At 66.0% G+C, this 16,626-nt stretch carries 16 protein-coding genes and 3 tRNA genes; 15 read left to right on the plus strand and 4 right to left on the minus strand.

What is annotated here, in order from left to right; all coding sequences use genetic code 11:
- Positions 1-69 precede the first annotated feature (69 nt).
- From ACN0RC_RS07495 to ACN0RC_RS07515, 5 genes are all read left to right on the plus strand, one after another.
- Positions 70-987 (plus strand): carbohydrate kinase family protein, encoded by a 918-nt coding sequence (locus ACN0RC_RS07495; RefSeq protein WP_417510334.1) that lies wholly within the window; start codon positions 70-72, stop codon positions 985-987.
- 87 nt (positions 988-1,074) lie between these two features.
- Positions 1,075-1,159 (plus strand) — tRNA-Tyr (locus ACN0RC_RS07500).
- A gap of 108 nt (positions 1,160-1,267) precedes the next feature.
- Positions 1,268-2,152 (plus strand): bile acid:sodium symporter family protein, encoded by an 885-nt coding sequence (locus ACN0RC_RS07505; protein WP_417510336.1) that lies wholly within the window; start codon positions 1,268-1,270, stop codon positions 2,150-2,152.
- 81 nt (positions 2,153-2,233) lie between these two features.
- A complete protein-coding gene (fdhD, locus tag ACN0RC_RS07510) occupies positions 2,234-3,112 on the plus strand; it encodes a formate dehydrogenase accessory sulfurtransferase FdhD (RefSeq protein WP_417510338.1) in 879 nt (292 codons plus the stop codon).
- Positions 3,109-5,457 (plus strand): FdhF/YdeP family oxidoreductase, encoded by a 2,349-nt coding sequence (locus ACN0RC_RS07515; RefSeq protein WP_417510340.1) that lies wholly within the window; start codon positions 3,109-3,111, stop codon positions 5,455-5,457. Before fdhD ends, ACN0RC_RS07515 begins: the two co-directional genes overlap by 4 nt.
- A 26-nt stretch (positions 5,458-5,483) precedes the next feature.
- Here the strand turns inward: ACN0RC_RS07515 and ACN0RC_RS07520 are convergent, their stop codons facing one another.
- A complete protein-coding gene (locus ACN0RC_RS07520) occupies positions 5,484-5,699 on the minus strand; it encodes a DUF2945 domain-containing protein (protein ID WP_417510342.1) in 216 nt (71 codons plus the stop codon).
- A gap of 104 nt (positions 5,700-5,803) precedes the next feature.
- Here ACN0RC_RS07520 and ACN0RC_RS07525 point away from each other — a divergent pair, with 104 nt between their 5' ends.
- From ACN0RC_RS07525 to ACN0RC_RS07555, 7 genes are all read left to right on the plus strand, one after another.
- The gene (locus ACN0RC_RS07525; RefSeq protein WP_417510344.1) at positions 5,804-6,298 is read left to right on the plus strand and encodes an FBP domain-containing protein; all 495 of its coding nucleotides are present in this window, start codon (positions 5,804-5,806) and stop codon (positions 6,296-6,298) included.
- 50 nt (positions 6,299-6,348) lie between these two features.
- Positions 6,349-7,146, plus strand: a complete 798-nt coding sequence (locus tag ACN0RC_RS07530) for an enoyl-CoA hydratase/isomerase family protein (protein WP_417510346.1) — start codon at positions 6,349-6,351, stop codon at positions 7,144-7,146.
- A 93-nt stretch (positions 7,147-7,239) separates the two neighbouring features.
- Positions 7,240-8,361: a hypothetical protein gene (locus ACN0RC_RS07535; protein WP_417510348.1), complete on the plus strand. Its 1,122-nt coding sequence runs from the start codon at positions 7,240-7,242 to the stop codon at positions 8,359-8,361.
- Positions 8,362-8,369: 8 nt separating this feature from the next.
- Entirely contained in the window at positions 8,370-9,167 is a 798-nt protein-coding gene (locus tag ACN0RC_RS07540) for an inositol monophosphatase family protein (RefSeq protein WP_417510350.1), read from the plus strand.
- Positions 9,168-9,604: 437 nt separating this feature from the next.
- A complete protein-coding gene (locus ACN0RC_RS07545) occupies positions 9,605-10,285 on the plus strand; it encodes a M23 family metallopeptidase (RefSeq protein WP_417510352.1) in 681 nt (226 codons plus the stop codon).
- 50 nt (positions 10,286-10,335) lie between these two features.
- Positions 10,336-10,407 (plus strand) — tRNA-Thr (locus ACN0RC_RS07550).
- A gap of 33 nt (positions 10,408-10,440) precedes the next feature.
- A tRNA-Met gene (locus ACN0RC_RS07555) sits at positions 10,441-10,514 on the plus strand.
- Between the two features lie 133 nt (positions 10,515-10,647).
- On the opposite strand, the gene ACN0RC_RS07560 is transcribed toward ACN0RC_RS07555, so the two are convergent.
- Both ACN0RC_RS07560 and ACN0RC_RS07565 read right to left on the minus strand, forming a co-directional pair.
- Complete coding sequence (locus ACN0RC_RS07560) at positions 10,648-12,501, minus strand: heavy metal translocating P-type ATPase (protein ID WP_417510354.1); 1,854 nt, start codon at positions 12,499-12,501, stop codon at positions 10,648-10,650.
- A 300-nt stretch (positions 12,502-12,801) separates the two neighbouring features.
- Positions 12,802-13,122 (minus strand): metal-sensitive transcriptional regulator, encoded by a 321-nt coding sequence (locus ACN0RC_RS07565; protein ID WP_417510356.1) that lies wholly within the window; start codon positions 13,120-13,122, stop codon positions 12,802-12,804.
- A 436-nt stretch (positions 13,123-13,558) separates the two neighbouring features.
- Here ACN0RC_RS07565 and ACN0RC_RS07570 point away from each other — a divergent pair, with 436 nt between their 5' ends.
- The 3 genes from ACN0RC_RS07570 (at position 13,559) to ACN0RC_RS07580 (ending at position 16,172) form a co-directional block, all read left to right on the plus strand.
- Positions 13,559-15,004, plus strand: a complete 1,446-nt coding sequence (locus tag ACN0RC_RS07570; protein ID WP_417510358.1) for an MBL fold metallo-hydrolase — start codon at positions 13,559-13,561, stop codon at positions 15,002-15,004.
- A 111-nt stretch (positions 15,005-15,115) separates the two neighbouring features.
- Complete coding sequence (locus tag ACN0RC_RS07575) at positions 15,116-15,955, plus strand: universal stress protein (RefSeq protein WP_417510360.1); 840 nt, start codon at positions 15,116-15,118, stop codon at positions 15,953-15,955.
- Positions 15,956-16,040: 85 nt separating this feature from the next.
- Positions 16,041-16,172 carry a hypothetical protein gene (locus ACN0RC_RS07580; RefSeq protein ID WP_417510362.1) on the plus strand — a complete coding sequence of 44 codons (132 nt, stop codon included), beginning with the start codon at positions 16,041-16,043 and terminating at the stop codon, positions 16,170-16,172.
- On the opposite strand, the gene ACN0RC_RS07585 is transcribed toward ACN0RC_RS07580, so the two are convergent.
- Positions 16,142-16,570, minus strand: coding sequence for a hypothetical protein (locus ACN0RC_RS07585; RefSeq protein WP_417510364.1), 429 nt, complete (start codon positions 16,568-16,570; stop codon positions 16,142-16,144). The two genes, ACN0RC_RS07580 and ACN0RC_RS07585, sit on opposite strands and share 31 nt — an antisense overlap.
- Between the last annotated feature and the right edge of the window lie 56 nt (positions 16,571-16,626).

Raw genomic sequence — 16,626 nt, forward strand, 5'->3', positions numbered from 1 at the left:
TGCCGCTCTCAGCCGCGCAGAGCGACATAGATTGCGACCTGGACGGGACCGGGAGGGCAGAATGAGGGGATGCTGACTTCCCCGCGCGCCGTCGTGATCGGTGATGCCCTGATCGACGAGATCCACGACGCCGGCGGCATCCGGGAGCTGGTGGGCGGAGCCGCCCTCAACGTCGCCGTCGGCATGCGCCGGCTGGGCGTCCCGACGACCCTGATCGCGATGGTGGGCGATGATGAGGCCGGCGAGCACATCCGCGCGTACCTCGCAGATCACGACGTGCAGCTGATCGAGAGCGCGGCCCCGCGCGGATCGTCACGAGCCGTCGTGCAGCGGGATGCTGACGGTGAGCCGACCTACGTCTTCAATGCGGCGGCGCGGCGGCGCAGCATCCGCTATGACGAACCCGCGCGGCAGGCGATCGCCGCAGCGGACCTCGTCGTGATCAGCTGCTTCCCCTTCGACAACCCGGTCGAAGTCGACGCGCTCGTCGCGGCCCTCGCAGACGCGCGCGTCGCGATCGATCCGAATCCGCGGACCGGCATGCTCCGGAGCAGAGACGAATTCGTGCGCGGCTTCGAGCGGGTGGCTGCAGGTGCAGCGATCGTCAAGGTCGGCGCCGACGACGCACGGCTTCTCTACGACGGAGGCCTTGACCGACTCCGCACCCGACTTCGAGAACTGGGCGCCGAAGCCGTGCTCGCCACAGCAGGCAGACACGGCGCGGTGCTCGACGTGGATTCCCGCACGCTCACGGCGCCGATCGCTGACCTCCCAGGAGCCATCATCGACACGGTGGGGGCGGGGGATGCCACTCTTGCCAGCGTCGCCGAAGGCCTCGTCGCCGCACGGCCAGCATCCACCGAACAGTGGCAGGCGCTGCTTGATCGGGCCATGGAAGTCGCCGCGGCCACCTGTCGGTCCGAGGGCGGATTGCTGCGCACTGCAGAGTCTCTGACCGACGCCGAAAGGGGCGTCTACGGCAGCTGACTGCTCGATTTCTTAGCCGTGCTTCTGGCAGGTATGATTGATACTCGCGCCCCCGGTTGGCTGGAAAAGCTGGACGGGTGTGCATCTGGCAAGTTACCCAAGTGGCCAAAGGGAGCTGACTGTAAATCAGCCTGCATCGCATTCGGGGGTTCGAATCCCTCACTTGCCACCACTGAAGAAGGCTCCGCACCTGCGGGGCTTTCTTCGTCTCACCAGGTGTTTCCCCGCTGATTGAACGAATGCGTGACAGTGAGGTCGGAAATCGGCCACACTGAGTCCTATGGGATCAGCGTTGACCACCATCGGACTACCCGTCGCCCTCGGCATCATCATGCTGGGTCTCGGGCTCAGCCTCACGCTCGCCGACTTCCGCCGTGTGCTCACGCAGCCCAAGGCGGTGCTCATCGCTCTGCTGTGCCAATTGGTGGTGCTGCCCGCCCTCTGCTTCGGGCTTGTCATACTGTTTCAGCTGCCGCCGGTGCTGGCCGTCGGCATGATGATGCTCGCGGCATCGCCCGGAGGGACGACCGCGAACCTTTACAGCCATCTGTTCCGCGGCGACATCGCCCTGAACATCTCGCTCACTGCGGTGAACTCGGTCATTGCGGTGATCACGCTGCCAGTGATCACGAACCTCGCGATCATGTACTTCCAGCCATTCGACGACCAGCTGGGGCTGCAGTGGTCGAAGGCGCTCGAGGTGTTCGCGATCGTGCTGCTTCCGGTCGCGCTCGGCATGCTGATCCGCCGGCTGTGGCCGAAGTTCGCCGACGGCATGGACCGCCCGGTGCGGATCGCGAGCATCATCATCCTCATCGTGGTGATCGCCGGCGCCGTGGCGTCGAACTGGGCGCTGCTGGTCGACAACTTCGCGCGACTCGCGCTGATCACGATCGTCTTCTGCCTCATCAGCCTGGCGCTCGGCTACGTGGTTCCGCGACTACTGCGGATCGGGCGACGTCAGGCCATTGCGACCTCGTTCGAGATCGGCATCCACAACGCCACTCTTGCGATCGTGATCGCCCAGAGCGTCCTGGGCTCGGTGGAGCTGAGCCTTCCGGCCGCGGTCTACGGCGTCTTGATGTTCTTCATCGCATTCGGCTTCGGGTTCCTCATTCGCGACAGAAGCCTCAGCGCGGACCCCGCGCACGCCCCCGCTACGTAGACTGGTCGAAGCGAGAGCCGTACAGCGGCTCCGCGCGCGAGCCGATCAGGCGAGCACGTCGACGCAGACGAAGGAGATGGCGTGGGTCGTATCGTCACCAGGCGACCGGTGCTGAAGATCGCACTGGGGCATCCGCCCACTCGCCGGGCCGACACCCTCGCGGTGGAGGAGCCGCTCGAGATCCGCGTCGGCGGCACCCCGCTCGCGGTCACCATGCGCACTCCCGGCAACGATGTCGAACTCGCCGCCGGCTTTCTCGTCTCGGAGGGCGTCATCGCCGAGGGCGCCGAGTTCCGCTCGGCGATTCACTGCGGCGGACCAGGCACCGGTGGGGAAGAGAACACCTACAACGTTCTCGATGTCGCTCTCGCTCCCGGGGTGGCACCGCCCGCCCCCGAACTGCGCCGCGAGTTCTACACGACCAGCTCCTGCGGCATCTGCGGCAAGGCGAGCATCGATGCGGTGCGCACCATCTCGCGCCATCTGCTCGCTCATGATGATGCGTCGGTGACAGCCGAGGCGCTCGCCGAGTTCCCGGTGCGCCTGCGCGCACATCAGAGCGCGTTCGATAAGACCGGTGGCCTGCATGCTGCCGCCCTGTTCGATGTCGACACCGGCGAGATGCTCGTGCTGCGCGAAGACGTCGGGCGGCACAACGCCGTCGACAAGGTGATCGGCTGGGCCGTCCTTCAGGATCGGCTTCCGCTGCGCGGCACCGTGCTGCAGGTCTCGGGACGAGCGAGCTTCGAACTCGTCCAGAAGGCGACGATGGCCGGCATCCCGATTCTTGCGGCCGTGTCCGCGCCGTCGTCGCTGGCGGCAGAACTCGCGGAGTCGCTTGGCCTCACCCTGATCGGGTTCCTGCGCGGCCGGTCGATGAATGTGTACACGCATGCGGAGCGGGTGTCGGTGAGCGATGCCGCAGAATCCGGATGGCTGAGAGAAGGAAGCGCCTCATGACGAACGTGAGCGAGAACCCGCGGCCGGGAACGGCCTTCGGCCTCATGTCGGAGGCGCCGCGCCAGGGTGGGTACGGGCCGGTGACGACGAAGCCGTGGTCGCAGGAGGACTACGCGCATCCCTCCGCTGCGTGGGGTGCGGCGCTGTCGGTCGGGCAGGTGCTGCTGCGCGAGCGCCAGCCGGTGCGCGGGTCGCTGGCCATGCTCACGATGAACCACCCGATCAAGGGCTTCGATTGCCCTGGGTGCGCGTGGCCGGATGACCAGAAGGGCCTGAAGCTCGACATCTGCGAGAACGGCATGAAGCACGTCACGTGGGAGATGACCCACAAGCGCGTGGGCCCGGCGTTCTTCGCGAAGCACACGGTGACCGAGCTGGCCGAGTGGACCGATTACGAACTCGAGAACGCGGGTCGTCTCACCGAGCCGATGGTCTACGACGCCGAGCTCGACCGTTACGTGCCGATCAGCTGGGATGACGCGTTCACCCTGATCGGCGAGGAGCTGCGCGGTCTCGACAGCCCAGATGAAGCGACCTTCTACACGTCGGGAAGGCTCAGCAACGAGGCATCCTTCCTGTACCAGCTGATGATCCGCGAGTACGGCACGAACAACATGCCGGACTGCTCGAACATGTGCCATGAGGCATCCGGCCGTGCGCTGACGGCATCCATCGGATCGGGGAAGGGCACGACGACCGTTGAGGACTGGGAGCAGACCGACGCGCTGTTCCTGCTCGGAGTCAATGCCGCCTCCAATGCGCCGCGGATGCTGACGGCGCTGTCGAACGCCGTGAAGAACGGCGCGCAGGTCGTGCACGTGAACCCGCTCATCGAGGCGGCATCCCGGCGGACGACCGTGCCGCACGATTTCGTCGACATGGCGCTGTTCAAGACGCATGAGACCGGGACGCTCGATCTGCAGGTGCGTCCGGGTGGAGACATGGCGCTCATGCGCGGCATCGCGAAGGTCGTCTTCGAGGCGGCAGAGACGGATGCCGCGGTACTGGATACCGCGTTCCTCGAACGTTTCGCGGAAGGGCTCGCGGAATACCGCGCGCTGGTGGATGCCACGAGCTGGGACGATCTCGTCATCCAGTCGGGGCTCAGCGAGGAGCAGATCCGCGCGGCAGGTGCGATCTACCTGAAGGCCGACAGTGCGATCGTGAGCTGGTGCCTCGGCGTCAGCCAGCACGAGCACGCCGTCGACATGGTGCGCGAGATCACCAACGTGCTGCTGCTGCGCGGCAACATTGGGCGCCCGGGTGCAGGGCCCGCGCCGGTCCGCGGTCACAGCAATGTGCAGGGCAACCGCACCTGCGGCATCAACCATCACTCGCCTGCGTGGCTGCTCGACAAGCTCGATGAAGTCTGCGGCATCACCTCTCCGCGTCGGCCAGGACTCGACACGGTCGGGAGCATCCACCAGATGCACGCCGGGGCAGTGAAGGTGTTCGTGGGGCTGGGCGGCAACTTCGTCACCGCCGCACCCGACACCGTCTTCACCGCCGAGGCGATGAGCAGCTGCCGGCTCACGGTGCAGGTGAGCACGAAGCTCAACCGCAGCCACATCGTGCACGGAGCTAAGGCGTTGATCCTGCCGTGCTTGGCACGCAGCGAGCGCGATGAGCAGGCGAGCGGTACGCAGGGACAGACTGTCGAAGATGCCATGAGCATGGTTCATCTGTCGGTCGGCGGGCGGAAGCCGGCATCCGATCATCTGCTCTCCGAACCCGACATCATCGCGCGCATGGCGCGGGCGACCATCCCCGACAGCGCGACGCCGTGGGAGGAATACGTCGCCGATTACGCGCGCATCCGCGATGTGATGGCCAGAGTCCTCCCCGGTTTCGAGGGCTTCAACGAGCTCATTGCAACGCCGAACGGGTTCCGCATTCCGCAGCCCGCGCGCGAGCGCGACTTTCGCACACCGACCGGCCGGGCGATGTTCTCAGCCGCACCGCTGCACGATGTGCGGCCACCCGCAGAGGACATGCTCGTGCTGCAGACCATGCGCGCGCACGACCAGTGGAACACCACGATCTACACCGCGAACGACCGCTACCGCGGGGTGAAGAATCTGCGCGAGCTGATCTTCCTGCACCAGGACGACATGCGCGAGCGCGACATCGCGACAGGCGACTTCGTCGACATCGTCGCCACGTCGAAGGACGGCACAGAGCGGCACCTGCGCCGCTACCGTGCCATCGCGTACGACTTGCCGCGGGGGAGTGCGGCCGGGTACATGCCCGAGATGAACGTGCTGATCGGTCCGAACGACTTCAGTGCGCAGAGCGATCAGCCGCTGATGAAGAGCATCAACGTCCGGGTGGCGCGCTCGGACTGAAAGCCGCGGCGTCCGAGCATCCGCGGTCAGTCGGAGAGGTGCTTCAGAGCGCTGCCCTTGTGCGCGGCGACATGATCGGTCTTGTCGCTCTTGATCTCGTACTGCGGGTCATCGTCACTGGCGCGATGCGTATGACCCTTGTAGTCGAAATCGGCAGTGTGCACCTTGGTGATGCGGCCGCTCACGTGTCCGGCTTCGGAGTTCCAGCTGACGTGGTCACCGACCTTGAAATGCTTCGTCATTCAGATCACCTCTGTTCTCGTTGCTTCGATTGTCGCACCGCAGACCGGGTCGCGCGCAGGGTAGCTCCGTCTTCATAGACGTTCGGTGTTCATAGACTGGGGCGATGCGAGCGCTCACCGAATCCGAAGTCCGCGCGGCGTTCATCAACGCGACCGACGATGAGCTGCGCATGATCGAGATGCCGCACGACTTCGTGCTGGTCGACTGGGACTTCCACGATTTTCTGGCGTGGCGGGATCCGGCATCCAGCAAGCGCGGCTGCGTCCTCGTCGAGATCTCAGCCGGCGTCGTCGGCGTGGTCCTGCGCGCCAGCGACGCGGGGCGAGTGCGTTCGGGCATGTGCAACATCTGTCACGCGATGCAGCCGGGCACTCAGGTCGCGCTGTTCTCGGCGCGCAGAGCCGGGCCGGCAGGGCAGCGGGGTGACAGCATCGGCACGTATATGTGCGCCGACCTGTCGTGTCATGAGAATGTGCGGCTCGCGCATCCGCTCGCGCCGAATGAGATCCGCGCTGACGGACAGGTCGATATGCGGCTCGACGGCACCCGGCGCCGAATGGAGCGATTTGTCGCACGTGTACAAGAGGAGATGGACTGATCCTGCACCGCGGCTAGGCTGACGGAGTCCGCGCTTCGAAGGAGATGCCCATGAGCGATGCCATCCTGTTGTCGATCGATGAGGGGCTCGCGCGCCTCACTCTGAACCGTCCCGCACGACTGAACGCCTTCAACGAGGATCTCGCGGTGGCATGGCGGGATGCGACGACCGAGGCGACCTCGCGAGATGACGTGCGGGCGATTCTGCTCGATGCATCCGGCCCGTCCTTCTGCGCCGGCGGCGACGTGATCGAGATGGCCACGTCGATGGCAGACGGCGGCCCGCTCACCGAACTCGCTGGTGTCATCAACGAGGGAATCCGGGCTCTCACCGAGTCGTCGATCCCCGTGGTGGGCGCCGCGCACGGCACGACGGCAGGCGGAGGCCTGGGCATTCTGCTCTGCACGGACTACGCCGTCATCGGCGGACGCTCGAAGATCGGCAGTCTGTACGCGAACATCGGCCTCACGCCCGACCTGTCGGTCTCAGCGCAGCTGGCGGATGCTGTCGGCCAGCGCCGCGCGCTTCAGCTGGTGCTGCAGGACCGTCTGCTCAGCGCCGAAGAGGCTCTCGAATGGGGGCTGGTCGCTGAGGTGGTCAGCGGGTCGGATGCTGCAGACGAGGCCGACCGCGTGCGCGCACGCGCGGAGGAGATCGCACGTTTCTGGCTCGCGGGCGCCGCGCGCGCGTACGGGCAGGCGAAGCAGCTGGTCCGTTCGCAGCCGTCGCGCAGCTTCGCAGATCAGCTCGCCGAAGAGGCCCGTTCGATCGGGGCATCCTTCGACACGGCTGATGCGAAGGCTCGAGTGGCGGCGTTCGCTGCGCAGTCCGCGAAGAAAGCTCGCTGAGCTCCTCGAAGAGTTACTCACAATCGCCGGGATGCCCGTCGTGTTGTCGCCGTCGCGTGCGAGGATGAGTGCAACGCAGACGACGAGGAGATCATGATGTCAGAGGTCAATCACACCCAGTCGAAACCGGGTGCGTCACTGCTGATCCGTGGGGCGATCTGGATCGCCATCGGCGCCCTGATCGCTGCGGCGCTGGTCTGCGTCGTGTGGGTGCTCATCGGTGACCAGAACGGCATCATCGGGCGAGCATTCCTCACGATCCTCCTGCTTGCGGGGTTCGCCGGGATCGCAATCCTCGAAGCAGGACTGGCGGCTCGTCGTCCTGACTGGCTGGCGCTTGCCAGCATGATCACCTGGATCGTCGCGCTCATCGCGGGAGCCATCAAGATCTGGCTTCCGAGCGAGCCCTACGAGTACACCGGTGGCGCCGGTCGCTTCTTCATGCTGCTCGTCATCGTGGGCGTTCTGCAGCTCGCGCTGCTGCACGTGCGGCTGTTCGTCCCTGCCGCGCAGCGATATGTCACGACGTTCACACGGGTCATCTTCTACGTCACGATTGCGATGCTGGTGCTGCTCGTGGCGATGCTCGTCATCTTCCTCACTCTTCCCGACACGTTCGACTACAGCGAGCTGTACTGGCGCATCGTGGTCGCGCTGGCGATCCTCGTCGCTGTCGGCACGACTCTGATTCCGCTGCTGAACGCCCTGTTCGCCCCGAAGAAGCCTGCGTCGGCTGGCCGTTACGCGCCCGTGCAGGCGTACGCCCCTGCCCTCGCGGCGCCCACCGCCCCCACAGGTTCTGCGGCGCAGCAATGGCCGACGTACGCCGATGGGTTCACCCCGCTGCCGGTTCTTCCGGATGGATCCCCGGACTGGAACGCGTACTACACCGGGTATCCGACGCAGATCGCGCCGCAGGCGTCGCCGGGTCAGCATTCGCCGGTGGGCCTCGTCTCCTCTCCGGATGCTCCGATCGGTCCGGACGGGTTCCCGGTGCCTCCCGCCGGTGCCCCGGCAGCGCACGATGGGATTCTGGGCGAAGCGGCGTGGCAGTTCCCGACGCCGGAGGTGCCGCCCGTGCCGCCGATGCCTGAGCAACCTGCTGCTGCGGAGCAGGCCGGTGCTGCGGAGCAGCCCGCTGCACCGCAGGAGCCGCCGATCGCGCCCCCGGCGCCCGGCGCGTTCCCGCCTCCGCCTCCGGCGCCCCGCCAGTGAGCGGCGAGGTGTCGGTCGACCCCGCACAGCTGCGAGAGCTCGCCGCAGACATCGCCCGTGAAGCGGGAGCCCTCGCTCGGCAGCGCCGTGCGGCTGGCGTCTCTCTTGCGGCGACCAAGACGAACCTGGCAGACATTGTCACTGAGGCTGACCGCGAGGTTGAAGACCTCATCCGCACGCGACTTGCGGCCGAGCGCCCCGGCGATGGCTTTCTGGGCGAAGAGTCCGGTGCCGCCGTATCGACGACCGGGGTGACGTGGGTCGTCGATCCGATCGACGGCACGGTGAATTATGCCTATGGCATGCCGACCTACAACGTGAGCATCGCCGCAGTGCAGGGCGGCACCGATCCCGGTGGCTGGCAGGCGCTCGCCGCAGCCGTGCACGCGCCGGCGCTGGGGGAGCTGTTCGAAGCATCCCGTGGTGGCGGATCCTGGCTCGCCGGTGAGAAGCTCGCGGTGACCACTGAGACTCCGGCGGGAGCACTGCTCGCGACCGGGTTCGGCTACGACCCGGCGACGCACGACGGCGACCTCGCCACCGTGCGCGAAGTGATGCCGCTCGCGCGTGACCTTCGACGGATGGGCGCCGCTGCGCTCGACCTCGCATACGTCGCGGCAGGGCGTCTGGACGGATACTTCGAACGCGGGCTCAAGCCCTGGGACTTCGCTGCCGGTTCGCTGCTCGTGCAAGAGGCAGGTGGCATGGTGAGCTGGCTGGATGCGGCATCCGCTCGTCCGATGACGGTCGCTGCCGGGCCCGCGCTGCACGCACGGCTTCTGAGTGTTCTTTCCGACGAAAAGTAGTGGCGAAACGCATGTCATTGTCGACGCCGCCACGGTAGTGTTTTTGTAATCGTTACCTTCGTACTACCCACACGAAGGCGCCCCCGCTGACGACTGCCCGAGAGTTCTGTTTTGCCCTTCGATTCCCTCCTCGCTGGCCCTGCGCCCACGCGTCGTTCGCGACGTCGCGCTGCAGAAGCCGCGACGGCCGCAGTCGCCGTGCCGCTGTCGCGACGTGCGTTGCGTGAGCTTCGGCAGGGTGAAGAAGTTGCGCCCGCTCCGGTCACAAGGGCAAGCCTCAGGCAAGAGCGAGCCCAGCGGTCGCAGGTCGAGCAGGTTCCGGTTGAGCAGCCTCCGGTCGAGTTGGTCGAGTTAGTCGAAGTTGAGCAGGTCGTAGTCGAACAGCCAGGGGTTCAGCAGCCCAGTTGCGAAGACGGAGCCGATGCGTTCAACGCGGCATGCCGCGCGTTCCTCGCCGTCCCGCCGAGCCTGCCCATCTACGTGACCGGCGCTGGAGCCGCCGAGCCACGCGATACGAGCGTCTTCCGCGCGGGATCGGCGGCGACGAGATCCAAGCGTTCGTGTCGTCGTCCGACCTGCAGAGCGACACGATCGAACGCGTCGACAAGTTCTCGACGGCGTCGCTGGTCGACATCGCGCAGGAGCAGGGCATCGACTATTCGACGTCGGTGTACACGAACGATCCGTATGCCTTGATTCAGTGGCCCTTCATGGTGGGCGTCGGCATGAGCTACGGCTACGGCATGCGCGACGGGCGTCTGCATGAGGGTCTGGATCTCGTTCCGGGCGATGGCGCGCCGGTTCAGGCGATCGCGGGCGGTCGGGTGCGGATCGCGACAGAGACCGGCGGCAACTACGGCGTCACCGTCTACATCGATCACATGATCGACGGCGAGCTGATCACCAGCCATTACTCGCACATGCAGTACGGATCTCTGCGGGTCGAGGCGGGGCAGACAGTCGAGGTCGGCGACATCATCGGCAAGGTCGGCAACACCGGTCGCTCATTCGGAGCGCACATGCATTTCGAGCTGGTCGTCGACGGAGCAACCATCGATCCGCTTCCGTGGCTGCAGGAGAATGCCGGTCGCTATGACGGGGTCGCCCCGGTTTCGTGAGAACGCCGAAGTGATGGTATTCTCGTGTGGTTGCCTTCACGGGTGACAGCGCCCCGATAGCTCAGTGGCAGAGCACTTCCATGGTAAGGAAGGGGTCGTCAGTTCAATCCTGACTCGGGGCTCGCAGCATCCTTTCTTTTGATCGGATGCCGTGCGGCAGGGTAGCTCAGTTGGTGAGAGCGCACGACTCATAATCGTGAGGTCGCGGGTTCAAGCCCCGCTCCTGCTACAGACGAAAACCCCCGGTCGACGGGGGTTTTTCTTTTTTGCTGGTGTGGTGCTGTCAGCCCGAAATCGCCGTTCTGCCCACATTTTGCCCACAAACCATTCGGAACGAGTCCGTTTGAGCAGGCCTTTCTGGTCTATCGCAGACCAGTCGCACCACGGGCAGCGAGAGCACGCAACGCGTACAGGATCGTCGCAAGGTCTACGAGTTCTTGCACGAGCGCGCCCACGACCGCCGGGATGACCCCGGTGGTGGCGACCAGCATCAGCCCGATGCTCAGAGCGATGCCGATCCAGATCGCGATGTAGGCGGTGCGCAGAGTGTGACGGCTGATCGCCACAGCGTCGGCGACACCGGCCAGAGAATCCCGCAGGATGACAGCGTCGGCCGCTTCTCCGGCGGCGGTGGCGCCCTTGGCTCCCATCGCGATGCCCACATCCGCGGCCGCGAGCACCGGTGCGTCGTTGACGCCGTCGCCGACCATCAGCACCGGCCGCGGCTGCAGCCGTGCAGCGAACTGTACTTTGTCTGCTGGCAGGAGTTCGGCGTGCACTTCGTGGATGCCGACCTCCACGGCGACCGACTCGGCGGTGTCACGGGAGTCACCGGTGAGCATCACGATGCGCTGCACGCCGTGCGTCCGCATCCACCCGACGACCGCCGGCGACTCCCGCCGGGCATCGTCGGCGAGGATGAGCGCGCCCGCGAAGCGCCCGTCCACCGCGACGTAGGCGGCAGCCTGGCCCGGCCCGAGCACCGCTCGCGCCGTGTCCGGTGCATGGGAGGCGACATAGGCGGGTTTGCCGACCACCACGACCCGGCCGCCGATCTGCGCGATCACACCGTTCGTGGCCTCCTCGCGGGCATCCTCGACCTCGTGGATCGTTAGCCCGCGCTGCGCAGCAGCACGGCGGATCCCCTCGGCGAGCACGTGGCTGGAGTACTGCTCGGCGGATGCTGCAAGTCCCAGCACATCGTCCGCGTCGAATCCGTCGGCCGGCCGCACCTCCACCAGGTCGGGCCTGCCCTCGGTGATGGTGCCGGTCTTGTCGAAGGCGGCCGATCGCACGCGGGCGAGCTGTTCGACGACCGCGCCGCCTTTGAGGATCACACCGGCTTTCGCGGCGCGGGAAAGCCCGCCCAGAAATGCCACCGGTGCGGCGATGAGCAACGGACAGGGCGTGGCCAGGACGAGCACCTCCGCGAACCGAGACGGGTCACCGGACACGGCCCACGCGACCCCGGCAATCGCGAGAGAGACGGCGGTGAAGGGCACCGCGAACCTGTCGGCCAGCCGCACCACCGGCGCCCGCGATTCCTGTGCCTCCCGGACCAGAGCGACGATCTGCTGGTACTGGCTGTCGGCGCTGCGGCGCACGACACGCAGCCGTACCGCACGCGACCCGTTCACCGACCCGGAGAGCACTTCGTCACCCCGGTTTCGTGTCACCGGAAGGCTCTCGCCGGTGATCGACGACTCATCGAACGACCCCGAGTCGGTGAGCAGTTCACCATCGACTGGGACCATCTCGGAGGGACGGATCAGCAGCACATCACCCACGGCGACATCGTCAGCGTCGACATCCGTCACTTCGCTTGAGTCCTCAGGATCGGGGAAGACGTGTGCCTGCTGCGGGGAGCGGTCCAGCAGCGCCGACAACTCGCTGCGGGCCCGCCGCGCGGCATAGTCCTCGAGTGCTTCGCCACCGCTGAGCATGAACACGATGATGAGGGAGGCCACATATTCGCCCACCGCGAGGGTGGCGACCATCGCCACCACTGCGAGGATGTCGAGCCCGAGATGACCGCGCAGGATGTCGCGCACCATCCCGATCGATGTCCACACCACGAACGCGCCCACGTAGCCGACGGCGAACCACATGCTCGCCGTCCGCGCGCCGGCAAGGTCGAGCACCAGCACCACCAACCCGACGAGGATCGTCAAGCCGATGACCGGATAACGCCGCAGAGCGGCGGACAGGTGGCGCATACCCCCAGCCTCCCATGCGCTCATCGCCCACGTACGCCGTCGCGTCGACGTCCTCTGGACGCTGCTCGAGATAACCGACCCTTCCAAACGTAGCGCCCGAAAACTTGCGGGATTTCGACCCGCCAGAAACGAGCTTCACCGGTTTAGGGCGGGATTAGGACACCTTCCGCATCTCGTCCTTGCCCATGGGCTTGTACTCGATAAGTGATCCCATCTCGGCGTCGGAGGTGAGCAGCGGGACGCCGATTGTCGGCGCGTTTCGCGGTGTCAATATTTCCGCCGCGACGTGGCGGGCTGTGTCTATGCGAGTGAGAGGAAGAGCTTCTCCAGCTCGTCTGCTTGCGGTGATCCGTCACCGTTAGGGGCGGTGAGGCATTCCCTCAGGGCGGTGGAGATGACGAGGAAACCGGCGCGGTCGAGAGCTTTCGAAACCGCTGCGAGTTGTTGCACGACGTCGCGGCAGTGAGCGTCGCCCTCTACGGCGTTGATGACCGCAGCGAGTTGCCCGTGGGCCCGACGTAGTCGATTGACGATCTTGCGTTGCGCGTCAGCGTCATGAACCAAGGCCGGCGAAGTGTCCGTCGTCACGGGGTCTCCTTCTTTCTTCTGAGAGCTTGACATCAACTATACCCCCATGGGTATAATTCGTATACCCCCTAGGGTATCTGATCAAAGTGATGGGAGACGTGATGTGCCGAGCAGTGAAGTGTCGCGTGTGCGGTAAGACGACGTGGTCCGGATGCGGGCAGCATGTCCAATCGGTGCGGCAGACGGTCCCGGCTTCGGACTGGTGCGGCGGCACGCATACGCAGGCGCAGATCGAAGCGGCTGCCAAGCGTGGCGGCTTCTTCTCCCGCCTGTTCGCCAGGTCGGGGGCCGGGCGATGATCACCGCGAACCTCACTGTGGACGAGGGGAAACGATCATGTGTGCACGCGTTGCCTGCCTGATATGTGGCAAACCAACCTGGGAAGGCTGTGGCCAGCACGTCGACGAGGCCTTGGCCGGCGTCCCCGTCACCGACCGCTGCGACTGCGAGAGCTGAGAAGGAGCTACTCATGCTGCTGGAACACATCTATGACGAGGACCTCGCGCAGGCGAGCTACCTGATCGGCTGCCAGGCGAAGGGTGAGGCGATCGTCGTCGACCCGCGTCGCGACGTCGACGTGTACCTCCAACTCGCCGAGAAGCACGGCATGACGATCACTGCGGTCACCGAGACCCATATCCATGCCGACTACCTCTCGGGCACTCGCGAGCTTGCGGCAAGAACCGGCGCCACCATGTACGTATCCGACGAAGGCGGTCCGGACTGGACCTACGGCAGCGCGTTCGATGACGCGGTGCGGATGTACGACGGCTACGAGATCATCCTGGGCAACATCACCGTGAAAGCGGTCCACACCCCAGGCCACACGCCGGAGCACCTGTCGTTCCTGATCACCGACGGCGCGCAGGCCGATGCTCCCGGGTTCATGCTCACCGGAGACTTCGTGTTCGTCGGCGATGTCGGCCGGCCCGACCTGCTCGATGAGGCCGCCGGAGGCATCGACACCCGCTTCGAGGGCGCCCGCGACCTGTTCGCCAGTCTTCGCGACCGCTTCCTCACCTTGCCTGATTACGTGCAGGTGCTGCCCGCACACGGTGCCGGTAGCGCCTGCGGTAAGGCGCTGGGTGCGATTCCGACGTCCACCGTCGGCTACGAGCGCGCGTTCTCGTGGTGGACCCCGTACCTTGCCGCAAGTGACGAGCAGGGATTCATTGATGAGCTGCTCAGTGGTCAGCCCGACGCGCATGCCTACTTCGCCCGCATGAAGATGCAGAACAAGGCCGGTCCGGCCGTGATGGGCGAACAGCCTGCTCTGGTCGAGTACTCGGCAGAGCAGCTGACCGCGGCATTGGGTAGCGACGCAGTCGTGTTCATCGATACCCGGCACAACTCCGCGGTGCACGAAGGGACAGTCGCCCGGTCCCTGAACATTGCAGGAGTCGCGAAGGCGGCCAGCTACGGGGCCTGGGCGTATGACCCGGAAACGGAGCACCGGCCCGTGGTGCTGCTGGCACGGGACGCGGAGGAGGCGGCCGCGTATCGTAACCATCTGGTGCGCGTCGGCCTCGACACCGTCACCGGTTTCGTGACATCGCTGGACGGGATCGACCTGGTCACCCCCGCCCTCGTGGCACCCGAGGACCTTGAGGGCTTCGAGCACGCTGTGCTGCTGGATGTGCGCAACAAGACCGAGTATGCGCAGGGTCATCTGCCCGGTGCGGTGCAGCTCAGCGGCGGCCGCGCACTATGGGCGCTGGACCGACTACCTGAGCGCGGGAGGATCGTGACGTACTGCCAGAGCGGCGTGCGCAACAGCGTCGTCGCGAGTGCCCTGCGCCGGCACGGCTACGACGTGGTCGAACTCGACGGCTCCTACTTGGGCTGGAACGCGATCCCGGGCAACACCCCTGTGGTCAGCGCCGCGGTCGAGGCGGATCACGCCGCGGCTGCGTGACGGGCCAGAACAGATGGCAGACACCGCCACTCTCCTCTGAAGCCGAGCCGCATGGCATCCGCGGTGCCGGTAGCCTGGCCGAGACCAGTGGCAACCCGAAGGAGCACGACCATGAGCCGCATGATTGTGGTGGGCCTGACCGACGCACCCGTCGCCGAACGAGTCTTGGACTGGGCGGCGCAACGCGCGACCGACCGTCGGCAGCAACTGCGGCTCGTCTCGGTTCTGGGCGGGGCGGTTGGGGCGGTCGGCGAGGACGCGCTGGTCAGTGAGTTATTGCAGGCCGCCCGGGCCAGGCTTGAGCAAGCGGCGGCGAGACTCCGCGATCAGGGACTCGAGGTGCAGCTGGTTGTCGATCGCGGCGATCCCACCGAGAAGCTGGTCGAAGCGGCCGCAGAGGCGGCCCTTCTGGTGATTGGAAGCGACTACCGCGGTCCCGGCTCGGGAACAGTGCGTGGCTCGCACGGCATCCGCATCGTGTCATCGACGCCGTGCCCCGTCGTTGTGGTGCCCGACTTCGACACCGGCGGCCGCGCGGGCGTCGTGGTCGGTATCGATGGGTCGCCGACCTCTGAGAACGCGCTGGCGTGGGCCGCAGCCGAGGCCGACCGGCTACGCGAACCACTCATCGCGGTCAGCGTGTGGACCCCGGTCGCGGGTCCCCGAGACGTGGGTTTGTACCCCGAGGAGCACCTCACCAACCTGCAGCAGCTCACCGAAGAGATGGTCTCGGTCGCCCTCGCTGGGTTAGCCAGTCAATACCCGGATCTCGAGGTCGTGAGACAGGTCGAAAGCGGGTATCCCTCCTCGGTGATCAACAATGCCGCCGCGCAAGCGCGGATGGCCGTCGTCGGCAGTCACGGTCGCGGAGCGTTCAAACGATTTCTGCTGGGTTCGATCAGTCACGAGGTCCTCACCCGTCTCGCGACGGTGACCGCAATCGTGCGGTGATCGGGCCTCCGGTGGTGCGCTCATTCCTCGCGCGTACCGCCTCGTCCAAGTGCGGCGCATCAACTTCGTCAGCAGCGAGTCGGGCGTGAGTATCCCCGCAGACATGGTGTACTACGGTGACATCGGCCAGAATCGCACGAGCCTGCTCAAGCGATTCATCGAACCGGTTGAGATGATTGGCGACAATCAGCCTTCGTTCTTGAAGGTGTCGATGTAGACGATGAAACCGGTCGTCGAGACCTGTGCGGTCTTGTCGCGCAGCAGCAGATCCTCGAGCTCCTCGACGGTCTTGCCGTTGCGCTTTGCGACGGTCTCGATCTTGTCGCCGAGAGCATCGATGGCCTCTTGGCCGCCCATGGGCTCAGGGAGCATCGCCCCGGTGAACGGCGAGGGAGACGGCGGCATGGTGCCTTCTTCGGTGTTAGCTGGCGCCGAAGTGTCGGCTGGTGCCGACGTCTCGGGCTGCGCAGACGACGTCGGGGTGGCGGATGCTGATATCTGCCCACCGCGCGTCGCGGACACGATGATGATGATGGTTCCCACCACGATGACGACAGCGACGATCAGCAGCGCGATCGTGAGCCCTCGACTGTGGCGTGCTTGCGGGTCAGTCACGTCAGCCTCCTGGCGAGCGGCGTCCCTTAATGATGCGGGTGGACCCTCATCATAGA

Source organism: Microbacterium sp. (genome assembly GCF_048259935.1).
Classification (GTDB): domain Bacteria; phylum Actinomycetota; class Actinomycetes; order Actinomycetales; family Microbacteriaceae; genus Microbacterium.